Here is an 18,661-nt window from a genome sequence, read left to right on the forward strand (position 1 = left end):
GAGCGGCAGGCGGCGGGCAATTGGGCGCACCGGAGACGCGGGGCGCGTCGGACGCGCGGGGGCGCCGGGCGCACGGGTGCACGGGCGCACGCGAAGGTGCCCGGGACCGCCGTGGTCGGCGGTCCCGGGCACCTGGGGGGAGGAGGGTGCGTACGAGGTCAGTGACGCGCCCCCCGCAACTCCTCGGCCAGCACCTTTCCTATCTCGCGCAGCGGTTCGGCCGCGGTCATGTCCCAGTGCGCGCAGTCCACGTCGTACTCCTCGACGTGGCCGAGGACATGGGGGGCCCAGGACAGGGCGCCGCTCGCCGCGGCCGGTGTGCGGGCGGCGTTGAAGAACACCAGGTCGCCGCCGAACCGCCGCCGGGGAACGTACCGGTAGCGCATCTCCAGGTTCCCGGCCGTCGCCCCGACCACCGCGGCGGCCTGGGCCGGCTCCAGCGCGCCCAGGATCGGGTCCTCCGCGCGCAGCACGGCGGCCAGCTCCGCCGCGTCCGGTACGGTGTCGGCGCACCGCACGTCCAGTTCGGCGCCGCGCCCGCCGAGCAGCGCGGTCAGCACCTCCCGCCCGGTGATCGCGGGCGGCAGGAAGCCGTCGGGCAGCGGGTACGAGTCCAGCAGCGCGAGCAGCGCCACCTCCTCGCCCAGCTCCTCAAGACGGGCCGCGATCGCGTGCGCCACCAGGCCGCCGAACGACCAGCCGAGCAGGTGGTACGGGCCGTGCGGCTGGACCGCGCGGATCTCGGCCACGTACCCGTCGGCCATCTCCTCCACACCCGCCGGCCGGGCCGACGGCTCCGTCAGCTCCCGGGCCTGGAGGCCGATCAGCGGACGCCCGTCGCCGAGGTGCCGGAGGAGTCCGGCGTACGACCAGCTCATCCCGGAGATCGGGTGCACGCAGAACAGCGGCGCCTCCGAGCCCGAGCCCGAGCCCGAGCCCGAGCCCGAGCCGGATCCGGACCCCGACGCGGCCCGGATCGGCAGCAGCGTCTCCAGCGGGTTGCCGGCCGCGTTGGTGCCGATGTGCTCGGCGAGCAGCACCGGTGTCGGGTACTGGAACAGGTCCCTGATGGTGACCGGGGTGTCCCAGATCGCCCGGATCCGGCCGATCAGCCGGGTCGCGAGCAGCGAGTGGCCGCCCAGCTGGAAGAAGTGGTCGTCGATGGTGACCGACGGCACCCCCAGGGTGGCCGCGAACAGCCCGCACAGGACTTCCTCGGCCGGGGTGCGCGGCGCCCGGCCCCCGGCGGTGTCGGCCACCGGCGGCGCGGGCAGCGCACGGCGGTCCAGCTTGCCGTTCACCGTCAGCGGCAGCGCGTCCAGCGGCACGATCGCGGCCGGCACCATGTACTCGGGCAGCGCCGCCCCCGCGTGCCGGCGCAGCCCGGGCAGGTCGGGTGTGGCGCCGTCGGCGGCCACCACGTACGCCACCAGGCGTTTGTCGCCCGGCCGGTCCTCGCGGATCAGCACCGCCGCCTGGGCGACCGAGGCGTGCCGCAGCAGCGCCGACTCGATCTCACCCGGCTCGATACGGAAACCCCGCAGCTTGATCTGCTGGTCCGCCCGGCCGAAATACTCCAGCGCCCCGTCCTGGCTCCAGCGGGCCAGGTCGCCGGTCCGGTACATCCGCGCGCCCGGCGCGCCGTGCGGGTCGGCGACGAACCGTTGCGCGCTCAGCCACGGCTGCCCGATGTAGCCGTGGGCGAGGCCGTGCCCGGCGACGTACAGCTCACCGGGCACACCCGGCGGCAGCAGCCGCAGGTTCTCGTCCAGGACATAGGCGTGTTTGCCCGCGATCGGCCGCCCGATCGGGATGGCGGCGGCGGGTCCGCCGATGAGGTGGGCGGTGGTGAAGCCCATGCTCTCGGCGGGGCCGTAGCCGTTGACCAGGTGCAGGTGGGGGTGGTCGGCCAGCGCCTTGGCGGTGTGGGCCGGCGAGGCGGTCTCCCCGGCGGTCATCGCCTCCCGGAGCCGGGAGAACACCGCCGGGTGCTCGTCGAGCATGTGGTTGAACAGGCTCGCCGACATCTGGAGGGTGGTGATCCGGTGACGTTCCACCAGCTCCGCGATCTGGTGCGGATCGGTGTGCTGGCCGGGCTGGAGGACACAGACCCCGCCGTGCAGCAACGGTCCGAAGACCTCCAGGGCGAACGCGTCCCAGGACACGGGGGAGCTTTGCAGGTACGTCTGCTCGGGGCCGAAGTTCAGGTAGTCGGGGCCGATGAAGGTGGCGGCCAGCGCCCGGTGCGAGGCCGCGACGCCCTTGGGGACGCCGGTCGATCCGGAGGTGAACATCACGCAGGCGACCGACTCCGGGTGCCCGCCGGTCTCCACCGGCGTTCCCGGCAGCGCGCTGATCGCCGGGGTGTCGACGGTCAGGTCGACCAGGGCGGCCGGGGTCGCCAGGGCCACCAGGTGGCTCTGGGTGACCAGTGCGGCGGGATGGGTCTGCCCGAGCACGGTGGTGAGCCGGTCGGCGGGGAACTGCGGGTCCAGCAGGGTGTACCCGGCCCCGGCCTTGAGGGCCGCGAGCAGCGTCGCGATCAGCTGGGGCGAGCGCTCCAGGTGGATGGCGACGATGCTGCCGGGGGTGACGCCGCGCGCGGTCAGGTGCCGGGCCAGGCGGTTGGACCAGGTGTCCAGCTCCTGGTACGTCACCCGCTGGTCCTCGTGGACCAGGGCCACCGCGTGCGGAGTGCGGGCGACCTGGCCCGCGAAGAGTCCGTCGAGGCCCAGGCCGGGGGCGGGGGACGGCGGTCCGCTCCACTCCAGGACCCGGGCCCGCTCCTCCCCGGAGAGCAACTCCAGCTCTCCGACGGGCAGATCGGGGGTGGCCACGGCTCCGGTGAGCAGCCGGACCAGGCGGTCCGCGGTGGCTTCGACGGTACGGGGGTCGTAGAGGTCGGTGGCGAATTCGATCAGGATGTCGAGACCGTCGGGGGCGCCGTCCGCCGTGCGGCGCTCGGCGAAGGCGAACGTGAGGTCGAACTTCGCGACGGACACCGGCGGGAACGCGAACTCGCTCTCCAGGCCCGCCAGTCGGGGGGTCTCGCCGCTGGTGTCGCCGACGGTGAGCATGACCTGGAACAGGGGGTGCCTGGCGGCGGTGCGCTCGGGGTTGAGGGCTTCGACCAGCCGGTCGAAGGGGAGGTCCTGGTGCGCCCAGGCGGCGAGGTCGGTGTCCCGGACGCGGGACAGGAGGTCGCGGAAGGTGGGGTTGCCGGCCACATCCGTCCGCAGCACCAGGGTGTTGACGAAGAAGCCGATCAGGTGGTCGAGCTTCTGGTCGGTGCGGCCGGCGACGGGGGAGCCGAGCGGGATGTCGTGTCCGGCGCCCGACCGGGAGAGGAGCGTGGCGACGGCGGCCTGGGCCACCATGAACAGCGTGCTGCTGGTGTCCTGCGCCAGAGACATCAGGCCGGAGTGCAGCTCGGCGGGGCAGTGGACGACGTGGGTACGGCCCTGGTTGGACGGGGTCGCGGGGCGGGCGTGGTCGGTGGGGAGGGTGGCCTCCTCGGGGAGGTCGGCCAACGTCTCGCGCCAGTGGTCGAGTTGGCGCTCCTCGTCGTTCTCCAGGAGGCGCTGCTGCCAGAGGGTGTAGTCGGCGTACTGGACCGGGAGGGGTTCCCACTCCGGTGCCAGGCCTTCGGTACGGGCCGCGTAGGAGGTGGCCAGATCCTCGAAGAGCGGTCCGTTGGACCAGCCGTCCGAAGCGATGTGGTGGACCACCAGCAGCAGGACGTGTTCCTCGGCGCCGAGCTTCACGAGCGAGGCCCGGTAGGGCAGTTCGGCGGCCAGGTCGAAGGTACGGCCGGCCTCCGCGGCCAGGAGCGCGGGCAGCGACTCCTCGGTGGCAGGGACCAGTGGGAGGTCGGCGGCGGCCGGGGGCAGGATGTGCTGGTGCGCGTTGCCCTCGCGGGTGGGGAAGACGGTACGGAGGGTTTCGTGGCGTGCGGTGAGGTCGGTGAGGGCGAGTCGCAGGGCCTCGTGGTCGAGCGGGCCGGTGAGACGCAGGGCCAGCGGGATGTTGTACGTCGCGGAGGGGCCCTCCATCTGGTCCAGGAACCAGAGGCGTTGCTGGGCGGAGGAGAGCGGGATCAGCCCCGGGCGCTCCCCGGGCGTCAGCGCCGGACGGCGCTCCCCGCTGCCCTCGGCCGCGATCCGCTCGGCGAGCTGCGCGACCGTCGCGTACTGGAACAGGTCCCGGATGGTGATGCCGGTGTCCCACACCGCCCGGATGCGGCTGATGAGGCGGGTGGCGAGCAGGGAGTGGCCGCCGCGCCGGAAGAAGTGGTCGTCGATGGTGACGGACGGCAGCCCGAGGGTGGCCGCGAAGAGTCCGCACAGCACTTCCTCGGCGGGTGTCCTGGGCGTACGGCCGTCGGTGTCGCCGCTGTGCCGGGGCGCGGGCAGGGCGCGGCGGTCGATCTTGCCGTTGGCGGTGAGGGGGATCTCGTCCAGGACCATGAAGGCGGACGGGACCATGTAGTCCGGGAGCGAGCCGGAGATCTCCCGGTGCACCGCCTCGGTGTCGATCGTGACGCCGTCGGCCGCGACGAGGTAGGCGACGAGGCGCTTGTCGCCGGGGCGGTCCTCGCGGACGCTGACGGTGGCCTGCCCGACTGCCTGAAGGGCCGTCAGAGCGCTCTCGATCTCGCCCGGTTCGATCCGGAAGCCGCGCAGCTTGACCTGCTGGTCGGCCCGGCCGAGGTACTCCAGCGAGCCGTGGTGGTTCCAGCGCGCGAGGTCGCCCGTGCGGTACATCCGGGAGCCCGCGGGACCGTACGGGTCGGCGGTGAAGCGTTCCGCCGTCAGCGAGGGCCGGTTGAGATAACCCTGCGCGAGACCCGTGCCCGCGATGTACAACTCCCCGGGCGCGCCCGGCGCGACGAGCTGGAGCGCGTGGTCCAGGACGTACAGGCGGTGGTTGTCGAGGGGTTCGCCGATCGGGACGGCCCCGGCGTAGTCGAGGGGCCGGTGGATGCGGTGGGTGGTGGCGAAGGTGGTGGTCTCCGTCGGCCCGTAGCCGTTGACGACGGTGGTGTCCGGGCAGTGTTCGTGGATCCGGCGTACCGCTTCCGGCGGTACGACGTCGCCGCCGGCCCACACCTCCCGTACCCCCGCGAAGGCCTCGGGGGCTTCCTCGGCCATCAGCCGGAACAGGCCGGCCGTCAACCACACCCCGGTCACGCGGTGTTCGGTGAGCAGCCGCCGGTAGGTGGGCGGATCGAGGTGGCCCGGCGGCGCGACGACGATCGTGCCGCCGTTCAGCCACGGCACCCAGATCTCGTACGTGGACGCGTCGAAGGCGGCCGGCGAGTGGAACAGCACCCGCCGGTGACTGCCGTTGGCGTACATGGTCTGGGCGGCGAGGTCGGCGACGTTGCGGTGGGTGACCGCCACCCCCTTGGGCACCCCGGTCGAGCCCGAGGTGAACATCGCGTACAGCGGCTGGTCGGGGTGGACGGTGTGCGCCGGAGCCGTGGCGGGCAGGTGGCCGAGGCCGGTCGCGCCGTCCAGGACCACCACCCGCGCGCCGGTCTCCAGGACCACCGGGTGGTCGGCGAGGGCCTGGTCGGTGAGCAGGACGGGCGCCCGCGTGTCGGCGAGGATCTGGATCAGCCGGCTGTCCGGGTCGGTGGTGTTCAGCGGGGCGTACACAGCGCCCGCCTTGACCACGGCGAGCAGCGCGGTGAGCAGGTCGGTGGAGCGCTCCATCAGGACGGCGACCACGTCGTGCCGCCGGACGCCGAGGTTGATGAGGTGGTGGGCCAACTGGTTGGTGTTCGCGTCGAGTTCGGCGTACGTCAGGTCGTGGTCCTCGTCCACCAGCGCGATCGAGTCCGGGGTACGGGCGGCCTGCGCGGCGAACAGCTCCGCGACGCTCAGGTCGGCCGTACCGGTGACCGCGCCGATCCGCTCCTCCAGGAGCAGCCGCCGCTCGTGCTCGCCCAGCAGGTCCAGCACGGACAGCGGGGTGTCGGGCGAGGTGAGCACCGCCTCCAGGAGCCGGCACAGCCGCGCCATGAGCGCGTCGATGGTCCGGGCGTCGTACAGGTCGGTGGCGTATTCGATGGTGATGTCCAGGCCGTTGGGCCGGCCGTCGCGCGTCCGGTGCTCGGCGAAGCCGAAGGTCAGGTCGAACTTGGCGATCTGGAGGGCGCTGTACTCGGTCCTGGCGTCGAGCCCGGGGAACCCGACCGCGTCGGAAACGGCCTCGCCCATCGTCAGCATCACCTGGAACAGCGGGTGCCGGGAGGCGGAGCGCTCCGGGTTGAGCACCTCGACCAGCCGGTCGAAGGGAAGGTCCTGGTTGTCCCAGGCGGCCAGGTCCGTCTTGCGGACCCGCTTGAGCAGCTCACGGAAGCTCGGGTCGCCCGACAGGTCCGTCCGCAGGACCAGGGTGTTGACGAAGAAGCCGACCAGATCGTCCAGGGCCTCGTCGATGCGCCCGGAGACCGGGGAGCCGACCGGGATGTCGAGACCCGCGCCGGAGCGGGACAGGGCCGTCGCGACGGCGGCCTGGGCCGCCATGAACACCGTGGCCCCCGACTCCCGCGCGAGGTGCGTCAGTCCGGTGTGGAGATCGGCGGACAGGTGGGCGTCGCAGGTGGCGCCCACGTACGAGGCGGCGGCCGGGCGCGGCCGGTCGGCCGGCAGTGTGGCCTCCTCCGGCAGGTCCGCCAACGTCTCGCGCCAGAACTCCAGTTGCCGGGAGCCGGTGCTCGCCGGGTCGTCGCCCTCACCGAGCAACTCCTGCTGCCACAGGGTGTAGTCGGCGTACTGCACCGGCAGCGGCTCCCCGTCCGGCACCCGCCCCTGGGCGCGGGCGCCGTACGCGGCGGCCAGGTCCCTGAGCAGCGGCCCGGTCGAGCCGCCGTCCGACACGATGTGGTGCATCACGACGAGCAGGACGTGCTCCCGCTCACCGAGCGCGATCAGCCGCGCCCGGATCGGCAGGTCCACCGCCAGGTGGAAGACCTGCGCGGACTCCTCGGCGAGCACGGCCGCCAGACTCAGCTCGTCGGCGGGGACCACCGGCAGCGCGAGGTCCACCTCCTCCTCGGCGAGGATGTGCTGGTACGGCGTGCCGTCCTGGTCGGGGAAGAGCGTCCGCAGGCTCTCGTGCCTGCCGACCACGTCCAGGAGTGCCAACCGGATTGCCTCGCGGTCGAGTTCGCCGTTGAGGCGCACGGTCAGGGGGATGTTGTAGGTGGTCGAGGGCCCTTCCATCTGGGCGATGAACCACAGCCGCTGCTGGGCGAAGGACAACGGAATCACTTGGTCGCTCCCATCCGGCGCATCGGCCGCAGTGTGGGCCTTGCGGCCTCGGCGCTGTCGAGCTTCTCGACGAGCGTTGCCACGATCGGGTTTTCGAAGAGCGTCGCCACGGAGAGCCCGACTCCGAGTACGGAGCGGATCCGGCCGACGAGGCGGGTGGCGAGGAGTGAGTGGCCGCCCAGGTGGAAGAAGTGGTCGTCGATGGTGACCGACGGCAGCCCCAGGATCTCCGCGAAGAGGCCGCACAGGACTTCTTCCTTGACCGTGCGCGGGGCGCGCCCGGTGGTGGGGGCGATCTCCGGTACGGGCAGGGCGCGCCGGTCCACCTTGCCGTTGGTGGTGAGGGGGATCTCGTCCAGGACCATGAAGGCGGACGGGATCATGTACTCGGGCAGCAGCCCGGACATCCGCCGCCGTACGTCCTCGGTGTCGACGCGCCCGCCGTCCTCCGCCGTGAGGTAGGCGACCAGGCGCTTGTCGCCGGGCCGGTCCTCCCGGACGGCCACGACGGACTGCGCGACCCCGGGCCGGGCGGTGAGCACGGTCTCGATCTCGCCGAGTTCGATGCGGAAGCCGCGCAGTTTGACCTGCTGGTCGGCGCGGCCGAGGTATTCGAGGGCTCCGTCGTGGTTCCAGCGGGTGAGGTCGCCCGTGCGGTACATCCGGGTGCCGGCCGGGCCGTACGGGTCGGCGACGAAGCGGTCGGCGGTGATCGCGGGCCGGTCGAGGTAGCCCTGGGCGAGCCCGGCGCCCGCGATGTACAGCTCGCCCGGCGCGCCCGGCGGGACGAGGCGGAGGCTGTCGTCCAGGACGTAGAGGCGGTGGTTGTCGAGGGGCCCGCCGATGGGGAGGGCGCCGGCGGGGAGGGGGCGGGGGAGGGGGTGGGTGGTGGCGAAGGTGGTGGTCTCGGTGGGTCCGTACACGTTGAAGACAGTGGTGCCGGGGCAGCGGTCCATGACCCGGCGTACGGCTTCCGGTGGGACGACGTCCCCGCCGGTCCACACCTCCCGTACGCCCGCCAGGATTTCCGGTGCCTCTTCGGCGATGAGGCGGAAGAGCCCCACGGTGAGCCAGAGGCCGGTGAGGGAGTGCTCTGTGACGAGGCGTTGGTAGGCGGCGGTGTCGAGGTGGCCCGGCGGGGCGACGATGAGGGTGCCTCCGTTGAGCCAGGGGACCCACATCTCGTGCGTCGACGCGTCGAAGGCCATGGGGGAGTGGAAGAGGACGCGTTGGTGGTTGCCGCTGGCGTACATGGTCTGGGCGGCGAGGTCCGCGACGTTGCGGTGGGTCGCCGCCACGCCCTTCGGCACCCCGGTCGAGCCCGAGGTGAACATGGCGTAGACCAGCTGGTCGGGGTGAATCGGCACGGCGGGATCGGTGGCGTGGGCGCTGTCGGTGCTGTGGGTTCCGGTGGTGAGGGTGGTGACGCCCGGGGGGAGGGTGAGGTGGCCGGGGTCGCGGTCGGTGAGGAGGTGGGTGAGGGCGGACTGTTCGGTGATGAGCTGGATGCGGTCGGCGGGGTAGCGGGTGTCGAGCGGGATGTAGGTGGCGCCTGCCTTGACGACGGCGAGAGTGGTGACCACGGCGGTCAGCGAACGCTCTTGCAGGAGCGCGACCCGGCTGCCGGGGCGGACGCCCTCCGCGATGAGGTGGTGGGCGGTCCGGTTGGCGAGAGCGTCGAGTTCCCGGTAGGTCAGTTCACGGTCGTCAGCGACGACGGCGATCGCGTCGGGCGTGCGGTGGGTCTGCGCGGCGAACAGCTCCGCGAGGTTCTTGTCGGGGGTGCCGGTGGTGAGGCCGTTCCACTCCTCCAGGAGGAGCCCGCGCTCACCCGCCGAGAGCAACTCCAGCTCGCCGACGGGCAGATCGGGAGAGGTCACGGCTCCGGTGAGCAGCCGGACCAGGCGGTCCGCGGTGGCTTCGACGGTACGGGGGTCGTAGAGGTCGGTGGCGTACTCGACGGTGATGTCCAGCCCGGCGGGCCGGCCGTCGTCCGTACGGTGCTCCTCGAAGCCGAACGTCAGGTCGAACTTGGCGATCTGCACCGCCGAGTACTCGTACGCCGTGTCCAGTCCGGGGAGCGCGGGCGCCTCGGTGGTGGTGTCGCCGACGGTGAGCATGACCTGGAACAGGGGGTGCCGTGCGGTGGTCCGCTCGGGGTTGAGGGCTTCGACCAGCCGGTCGAAGGGGAGGTCCTGGTGCGCCCAGGCCGCGAGGTCGGTCTCCCGGACGCGGGACAGCAGGTCGCGGAAGCTCGGATCGCCCGTCAGATCCGTACGCAGGACGAGGGTGTTGACGAAGAACCCGATGAGACTGTCGAGCTTCTGGTCGGTGCGGCCGGCGACGGGGGAGCCGAGGGGGATGTCGTGTCCGGCGCCGGACCGGGAGAGCAGGGTGGCGACGGCGGCCTGGGCCACCATGAACAGGGTACTTCCCGTGTCCTGCGCCAGGGAGACGAGCGAGTCGTGCAGTCCGGGCGGGCAGTGCACGGTGTGCGTGGTGCCGCGGTTGGACGCGGTGGCCGGCCGGGCGTGGTCGGTGGGAAGAGTCACCTCTTCCGGAAGGTCGGCCAACGTCTGCCGCCAGTGGTCGAGTTGGCGCTCCTCGTCGCTCTCCAGCAACCGCTGCTGCCAGAGGCTGTAGTCGGCGTACTGGACCGGCAGTGGTTCCCACTCCGGTGCCAGGCCGTCGGCGCGGGCTGTGTAGGAGGTGGCGAGGTCCTGGAAGAGCGGCCCGTTGGACCAGCCGTCGGACGCGATGTGGTGGATGACGACGAGCAGGACGTGTTCCCGCTCGCCGAGGGAGAGGAGGTGGGAGCGGACGGGGGGTTCGGTCGCGAGGTCGAAGGTCAGGGCGGACAGCTCGGCGAGGAGCGCGGGCAACGCCTCCTCCGTGGTGGCGGTCAGAGGCAGGGCGACCGGAGCCGGCGGAAGGATGTGCTGGTGGGTGCGGCCCTCATGGGTGGGGAAGACCGTGCGCAGGGATTCGTGGCGGGTGGTGAGGTCGGTGAGGGCGAGCCGCAGGGCCTCGTGGTCGAGCGGGCCCGTGAGGCGCAGGGCCAGCGGGATGTTGTAGGTGGGGGAGGGGCCGTCCATCTGGTCGAGGAACCAGAGGCGCTGCTGGGCGGAGGAGAGCGGGATCAGCTCCGGGCGCTCTTCGGCGGTCAGCGCCGGCCGCGGCAGTTCGCCGTTGCCCGCCGTGACTTGCTCCGAGAGGGCGGACACCGTGGGGTGCTGGAAGAGGTCCTTGACGCCGAGCTGGACTCCGAAGGCCTGCCGGATGCGGCTGATGAGCCGGGTGCCCAGCAGGGAGTGGCCGCCGCTGCGGAAGAAGTGGTCGTCGATGGTGACGGACGGCAGGCCGAGGACGGCCGCGAACAGGCCGCACAGCACCTCTTCCTGCGGAGAACGGGGCGCTCTTCCCTGGGTGATGTGGGAGACCTGGGGGGCGGGCAGGGCGCGCCGGTCCACCTTGCCGTTGGTGGTGAGGGGGATCTCGTCCAGGACCACGAAGGCGGACGGGACCATGTACTCGGGCACGGCCTCCGCGATCTCGCGGCGCAGTGCGGTGAGATCGACGGTGGCGTTCTCGGCGGGGACCAGGTAGGCGACGAGGCGCTTGTCGCCGGGGCGGTCCTCCCGAACGCTGACGTTGGCCTGGCCGACCGTCCGATGGCTGATCAGGGCACTCTCGATCTCGCCGAGTTCGATGCGGAAGCCGCGCAGTTTGACCTGCTGGTCGGCGCGGCCGAGATATTCGATTTCCCCGTGCCGGTTCCAGCGGACCAGGTCGCCCGTGCGGTACATGCGGGTGCCCGCGGGACCGTACGGGTCGGCCGTGAAGCGCTCCGCCGTCAGGGCGGGCCGGCCGAGATAGCCGCGCGCGACGCCGGTGCCCGCGATGTACAGCTCACCGGGGGTGCCCGGCGGGACGAGGCGCAGCCCGGGGTCGAGGACGTAGAGGCGGTGGTTGTCGAAGGGGCCGCCGATGGGGAGCGCGCCGGGACCGAGGGGACGGCGGACGGGGTGGGTGGTGGCGAAGGTGGTGGTCTCGGTGGGTCCGTACACGTTGAAGACGGTGGTGCCCGGGCAGCGGTCCATGACCCGGCGTACGGCTTCCGGCGGGACGACCTCCCCGCCGGTCCAGACCTCCCGCAGCCCCGCGAACGCCTCGGGTGCCTCGTCGGCCACGACCCGGAACAGGCCCACCGTCAGCCACAGTCCGGTCAGACGGGCGTCCTTGAGCAGCGCGCCGAGCGTCGCCGGATCCAGGTGGCCCGGGGGTGCGACCACGATGGTGCCGCCGTTCAGCCACGGCACCCACATCTCGTACGTCGACGCGTCGAAGGTGTGGGGCGAGTGGAACAGCACCCGCCGGTGATTCTCGTTGGCGAACACCCGCTGGGCGGCGAGGTCGGCGACGTTGCGGTGGGTCACGGCGACGCCCTTGGGCACCCCGGTCGAGCCCGAGGTGTACATGACGTACAACCACTGGTCGGGATGGGCCGGGTACGCCGGCGGGGTCGCCGGCAGGTGGTCGAACGCGGCGGTCCCGTCGAGCACGACGACGTGGGCGGTGGTCCTGGCCACGATCGGGTGGTCGGACAGGGCTGTGTCGGTGATCAGGACCGGCGCCCTGGTCTCCGCGACGATCTGGTCGAGCCGCCCGTCGGGGTCGGCGTGGTTGAGCGGGGCGTAGACCCCGCCGGCCTTGACCACGGAGAGAAGTGCGGTGAGCAGGTCGCCCGAGCGCTCCATCAGGACGGCGACGACGCTCTCCTGGCGGACCCCGAGGCTGATGAGGTGATGGGCCAGCCGGTTGGTGGCCGCGTCCAGCTCCGCGTACGTCAGGTCCTGGTCGCCGTCGGTGAGGGCGATCGCGTCCGGGGTACGGGCGGCCTGCGCGGCGAACAGCTCGGCGAGGTTCGACCCGGCGTCGCCGGTGACCGTGCCGTGCCACTCCTCCAGGAGCAGGTGGCGATCGCCGGGGCTCATGAACGCCAGCTCGCCGACGGGCAGTTCGGGGTTCTCCACGGCGGCGCCGAGCAGCCGGACCAGCCGGTCGGTGACCGCCTCGACGGTTCCGGCGTCGTACAGGTCGGTGGCGTACTCGACCCTGATGTCCAGTCCGCCGGGGCGGCCGTCCGCCGTGCGGTGCTCGTGGAAGGAGAACGTCAGGTCGAACTTGGAGATATCCAGCGGCGCGAAGCCCGACTCGGCGGTGAGACCCGGCAGCCCGGGCGTCGGGGTGACCGCCTCCTGGAGGGTGAGGACCACCTGGAAGAGCGGGTGCCTGGCGGTGGTGCGCTCGGGGTTGAGGGCTTCGACCAACTGGTCGAAGGGGAGGTCCTGATGGGCCCAGGCGGCCAGGTCGGTGTCCCGGACACGGGACAGCAGCTCCCGGAAGCTCGGATCGCCCGACAGGTCCGTACGCAGCACCAGGGTGTTGACGAAGAAGCCGACCAGGTCGTCGAGGGACTGCTCCGAACGGCCCGCGATCGGGGCGCCGAGGGGGATGTCCTCGCCCGCGCCGGAGCGGGACAGGGCGGTGGCGACGGCGGCCTGGGCCACCATGAACAGGGTGCTGCCGGTCTCCCTGGCCAGCCGGGTCAGCGCCCGGTGCAGCTCCGCCGGGACACGGACCCCGTGGGTCGTGCCCCGGTAGCTGGCGACCGCCGGGCGGGGGCGGTCGGTCGGCAGGGTGGCCTCGTCCGGCAGTCCGTCCAGCGCGTGGCGCCAGAACTCCGCCTGGCGTCCGCCGTCCGCCGCGAGCACCTCCCGCTGCCAGAGCGTGTAGTCGGCGTACTGCACCGGCAGCGGCTCCCAGTCGGGCGCCCGCCCCTCCGTACGGGCCGTGTAGGCGGCGGCCAGGTCACGCACGAGCGGGCTGGTGGACCAGCCGTCCGAGGCGATGTGGTGCATCACGATCAGCAGCGCCGCGTCCTCGCCGCCCAGGTCGAACAGGCAGGCGCGGAAGGGCAGTTCGGACGCGAGGTCGAAGCTCCTGGCGGCCTGCGCGCCGAGGGCCGCGTCCAGGGTCTCCTCGGTCACCGCGGTGACCGGCAGCTCCACCCGGATCTCGGCCGCCGGCAGCTGCCACTGGTAGGCGGTGTCGTCGGCCGTCCCGAACAGCGTGCGCAGACTCTCGTGCCGTACCACCACGTCCGTCAGGGCGAGTTGCAGCGCCTGCCGGTCGAGCGCGCCCTTGAGGCGCAGGGCGAGCGGGATGTTGTACGTCGCCGACGGGCCCTCCAAGTGGTGGAGGAACCAGAGGCGTTGCTGGGCGGAGGAGAGCGGGACCCGCTGCGGCCGGACCGACTCCCGCAGCGCGGGGCGCCGCACCGCGTCGCCGCCCGCCTCGACCAACGCGGCGAGCCCGGCGACCGTCGGGCCCTGGAAGAGGTCCTTGACGGTGATCTGGACCCCGAAGGTCTCCCGGATGCGGCTGATGAGGCGGGTGGCGAGGAGTGAGTGGCCGCCCAGGTGGAAGAAGTGGTCGTCGATGGTGACGGACGGCAGTCCGAGGACGGCCGCGAAGTGACCGCAGAGGACTTCCTCGGCGGGGGTGCGGGGCGCGCGCCCGTCGGTGTCGCCCTGCTGCTCGGGGGCGGGCAGGGCGCGGCGGTCGATCTTGCCGTTGGTGGTGAGGGGGATCTCGTCCAGGACCATGAAGGCGGACGGGACCATGTAGTCCGGCAGGGCGCCGGAGATCTCGCGGCGCAGTTCGGTGAGGTCGATGGTGGCGTTCTCGGCGGCGACGAGGTAGGCGACGAGGCGCTTGTCGCCGGGGCGGTCCTCGCGGACGGTGACGGTCGCCTGGCCGACCGTCTGATCCGTGGTCAGAAGGGTCTCGATCTCGCCGAGTTCGATCCGGAAGCCGCGCAGTTTGACCTGCTGGTCGGCCCGTCCGAGGTATTCGAGGGACCCTTCCTCGTTCCACCGGGTGAGGTCCCCCGTGCGGTACATCCGGGTGCCCGCCGGACCGTACGGGTCGGCGGTGAAGCGGTCCGCCGTGAGGGCCGGGCGGTCGAGATAGCCCTGCGCCAGGCCCGCGCCGGCGATGTACAGCTCGCCGGGGGTGCCGGGCGGGACGAGCCGCAGACGGTCGTCCAGGACGTAGAGACGGTGGTTGTCCAGGGGTTCGCCGATGGGGAGGGTGCCGGGGTGGTCGAGGGGGCGGTGGATGCGGTGGGTGGCGGCGAAGGTGGTGGTCTCCGTCGGGCCGTAGCCGTTGACCACGGTGGTGTCCGGGCAGTGCTCGTGGATCCGGCGTACGGCTTCCGGTGGCACGACGTCACCGCCCGCCCAGACTTCCCGTACCCCTGCGAAGGCCTCGGGTGCCTCCTCCGCCATGAGCCGGAACAGACCCGCCGTCATCCAGAGGGCGGTGATGGAGTGCTGGGTGAGGAGGCGCTGGTACGTGGCGGTGTCGAGGTGTCCTGCGGGTGCGACGACGAGGGTGCCGCCGTTGAGCCAGGGGACCCACATCTCGTAGGTGGAGGCGTCGAAGGCCATGGCGGAGTGGAACAGCACGCGGGTGTGGTGGCCGTTGGCGTACATGGTCTGGGCGGCGAGGTCCGCGACGTTGCGGTGGGTGACGGCGACGCCCTTCGGCACACCGGTCGAGCCCGAGGTGAACATGGCGTAGACCGGCTGGTCGGGGTGGACCGGCACGGCCGGGTCGGTGGTGTCGGTGCTGTGGGTCCCGGTGGTCAGGGTGGTGATGCCGGAAGGCAGTGTGAGATGCCCCGGGTCGCGGTCGGTGAGGAGATGGGTGAGGGCGGACTGTTCGGTGATCAGCTGGACGCGGTCGCTCGGGTAGCGGGTGTCGAGGGGGACGTACGTGGCACCCGCCTTGACCACGGCGAGCGTGGTGACCACGGCGGTCAGTGAACGCTCTTGCAGGAGCGCGACCCGGCTGCCCGGGCGGACCCCCTCAGCGATGAGGTGGTGGGCGGTCCGGTTGGCGAGAGCGTCGAGTTCGCGGTACGTGAGCTCACGGTCGTCGGCGACGACGGCGATCGCGTCCGGGGTGCGGGCGGCCTGCGCGGCGAAGAGTTCCGCGAGGCCCAGGTCCGGGACGCCGGTCGCCGCGCCGGACCACTCCTCCAGGAGGAGCCCGCGCTCGCTCGCGGACAGCAACTCCACCTCTCCGACCGGCAGATCGGGCGCGGCCACCGCTCCGCTCAGCAGCCGGACCAGCCGGTCGCCGGTGGCCTCGATGGTGGGCGCGTCGTACAGGTCGGTGGCGTACTCGATGGTGATGTCCAGACCGCCGGGCCGGCCGTCCTCCGACCGGTGCTCGGCGAACGAGAACGTCAGGTCGAACTTGGCGAACCGCAGCCAGGTGAACTCCGACTCCGTGTCCAGGCCGTCGGCGACCAGCGTCGGCGTGGCCGCGTCCGTCAGCGTCAGCATCACCTGGAACAGCGGGTGCCTGGCCGCCGACCGGTCCGGGTTCAGGGCCTCGACCAGCCGGTCGAAGGGAAGATCCTGGTGGGCCCAGGCCGCGAGGTCCGTCTCCCGGACCCGCGTGAGCAGCTCGCGGAAGCTCGGGTCGCCCGACAGGTCCGTACGCAGCACGAGGGTGTTGACGAAGAAGCCGACGAGGTCGTCGAGCGCCTGGTCGGTGCGGCCGGCGATCGGGGAGCCGAGCGGGATGTCGTGCCCGGCGCCGGACCGGGACAGCAGTGTCGACACCGCCGCCTGGGCCACCATGAACACCGAAGCACCCGACTCGCGCGCCAGGTCCGCCAGCGCGGAGTGGACGTCCGGGGGGCAGTGCACGGTGTGGGTGGCGCCACGGTACGAGGCGGCGGCCGGCCGCTGTCGTACGGCGGGCAGGGTGACCTCCTCCGGGAGGTCCGCCAACGTCCGCTTCCAGTAGTCCAGTTGACGGACCCCGACACTCTCCTCGTCCGCCGGGTCGCCGAGCAGGCCCCGGTGCCACAGCGCGTAGTCCGCGTACTGCGCGGACAGCGGCTCCCAGCTCGGCCGCTCGCCGCGCGAGCGGGTGGTGTAGGCGGTGCTCAGGTCACGCATGAGCGGCTGGTACGACCAGCCGTCGGAGACGATGTGGTGCATCACCACCAGCAGGACGTGCTCCCGCTCGCCGAGGGCGAACAGCCGTGCCCGGAACGGCAGATCGGACGTCAGGTCGAAGATCCGCTCGGACTCGGCGGTGAGCAGCGCGCCCACGGTCTCCTCGGTCGCCGCGGTGAGCGGCAGCCCGGTCCGGACCCCGTCGGCCGGCAGCACCCGCTGGTACGCCTGGCCCCCGTCCTGCCCGCCGGCCTGTCCGAACACCGTACGCAGGCTCTCGTGCCGGCCCACCACGTCGGTGAACGCCGACTCCAGCGCGGCCAGGTCCAGTTCACCGCGCACCCGCACGGCGAGCGGGATGTTGTACGTCGCCGACGGGCCCTCCAACTGGTCCAGGAACCACAGCCGCCGCTGGGCCGCCGAGAGCGGGAGAGGCTCGGGACGCTCCTGGGCCGTCAGGGCGGGGCGGGCCGGCTCGCCGCCGTTCGTGGCGGCGTACTCCGCGAGCAGTGCCACGGTCGGGTAGAGGAAGAACTCCCGCAGGGTCAGCTGTACTCCGAGGGCCGTGCGCACCCGGCTCACCAGTCGCGTCGCGAGCAGCGAGTGGCCGCCGACCCCGAAGAAGTCGTCGTCGATGCCGATCGACGGCAGACCGAGGGTGTGCGCGAACAGGCCGCACAGCACCTCCTCGACGGGGTTGCGCGGCGCCCGGCCGTTCGGGGCCGCGCCGACCCGGGGGGCGGGCAGGGCGCGCCGGTCCAGCTTGCCGTTGGGTGTCAGCGGCAGCGCCCCCATCGGGACGACCGCCGAGGGCACCATGTACTCGACCAGTTCCCCGCCCGCGTGCCGCAGCAGCTCGGCGGCGTCCAGGACACCCTCCACCGCGGGCACGGCGTACGCCACCAGGCGCTTGTCGCCCGGGCGGTCCTCGCGGACGATCACCGCGGCCTGCGCGACGGACGGGTGGCGGGTCAGCACGGTCTCGATCTCGCCGAGTTCGATGCGGTTGCCGCGCAGTTTGACCTGCTGGTCGGCGCGGCCCAGGAAGACGATCTCACCGTGCTCGTTCCAGGCGGCCAGATCGCCGGAGCGGTACATCCGGGTGCCGGCGGGGCCGTACGGGTCGGCGGTGAACCGTTCGGCGGTCATGGCCGGCAGCCGGCCGTACCCCTGCGCCAAGTGCGGCCCGGCCACGTAGAGTTCACCGGTCTCGCCGGGGGCGGTGTGGCGCAGCCCGGCGTCCAGCACGTACATGGACGTGTTCGCCATCGGGACGCCCAGGTGCAGGCGGTCGAGGGTGCGGACCTCGGGCGTGAAGGACTGGTAGCTGCAAAAGACCGTGGCTTCGGTGGGTCCGTACACGTGCACGACCGTGGTGTCGGGGCAGTGGTCCAGCACCCGCTGGAGGGCGGTCGCGGACAGGACGTCGCCGCCGGTCCAGATCTCCCGCAGCAGCGCGAGCCCGTCGATCGCCTCGCCCGCCATCGCGTCGAACAGCGCGGTCGTGAAGTAGGCGGCGGTCACCCCGTGGCGGGCGATGGCCTCGCCCAGCTCACCGATGTCGATCTTCGGCGCCGACAGCACGACGGCCAGCCCGCCGCGCAGCAGCGGGACCCAGAGCTCGTACGTCGAGGAGTCGAAGGGCAGCGGCGAGTAGGCGAGGACCCGCTCGTGCGCCGTGGCACCGAAGCCGGGGTCGAGGGCCAACTCCACGACGTTTCGGTGGGTGTTGACGACTCCCTTGGGGGTGCCGCTGGAGCCGGAGGTGAACATCACGTACAGCGCCTGGTCGGGGTGGACCGTGACCGCGGGCGCGGTGGTCGAGACGTCGGCGGTCGCGGTCGTGGCGCTCGCGCCGGTGAGCCGCAGGGCGGTCAGGTCGCCCGCGAAGCCCGTCTCCTCCTCGGGGCGGTCCGTGACCAGCAGGACGGCCCCGGTGTCGCCGAGGATCCAGGAGAGCCGTTCGGCGGGCTGGCGGGGGTCCAGCGGGACGTACACACCGCCGCTCTTCATCACGGCGAGGACGGTGATCACATAGGCGAAGGAGCGGTTGAAGAGGAGGCCGACCGCGTCGCCCGGCCGCACACCGGCGCCGATGAGCCGGTGCGCGAGCGCGTTGGCCGCGTGGTCCAGCTCCCGGTAGGTGAGCCGGTGGTCCTCCTGGACGAGGGCGACGGCATCCGGGGTGCGGGCGGCCTGCGCGGCGAAGAGATCGTGCAGCGCGCCCTCGGGGAGTGCCAGCGCCGTGGTGTTGTACGCGGCGACGCGCGCGGGCACGCCGGCGCCGGGGGAGAGAGCTGGATCTTCTTGCGGTCGGGACATCTCGACACCTTCTTGGTA

The 18,661-nt window shown here is 72.4% G+C and carries 2 protein-coding genes; both read right to left on the reverse strand.

What is annotated here, in order from left to right:
- Nucleotides 1-158: 158 nt before the first annotated feature.
- Nucleotides 159-7,280, reverse strand: a complete 7,122-nt coding sequence (locus ACIO1C_RS01985; RefSeq protein ID WP_401857260.1) for an amino acid adenylation domain-containing protein — start codon at nt 7,278-7,280, stop codon at nt 159-161.
- Nucleotides 7,277-18,643 carry an amino acid adenylation domain-containing protein gene (locus tag ACIO1C_RS01990; protein WP_401857262.1) on the reverse strand — a complete coding sequence of 3,789 codons (11,367 nt, stop codon included), beginning with the start codon at nt 18,641-18,643 and terminating at the stop codon, nt 7,277-7,279. The genes ACIO1C_RS01985 and ACIO1C_RS01990 overlap by 4 nt, the downstream gene beginning before the upstream one ends.
- Between the last annotated feature and the right edge of the window lie 18 nt (nt 18,644-18,661).

Source organism: Streptomyces sp. NPDC087420, assembly GCF_044744165.1.
In the GTDB taxonomy this organism is placed as follows: Bacteria; Actinomycetota; Actinomycetes; order Streptomycetales; family Streptomycetaceae; genus Streptomyces.

Excerpts from the sequence above, each read along its gene's own strand:
- ACIO1C_RS01990 (WP_401857262.1), bottom strand. The coding sequence starts at position 18,643 with ATGTCCCGACCGCAAGAAGATCCAGCTCTCTCCCCCGGCGCCGGCGTG.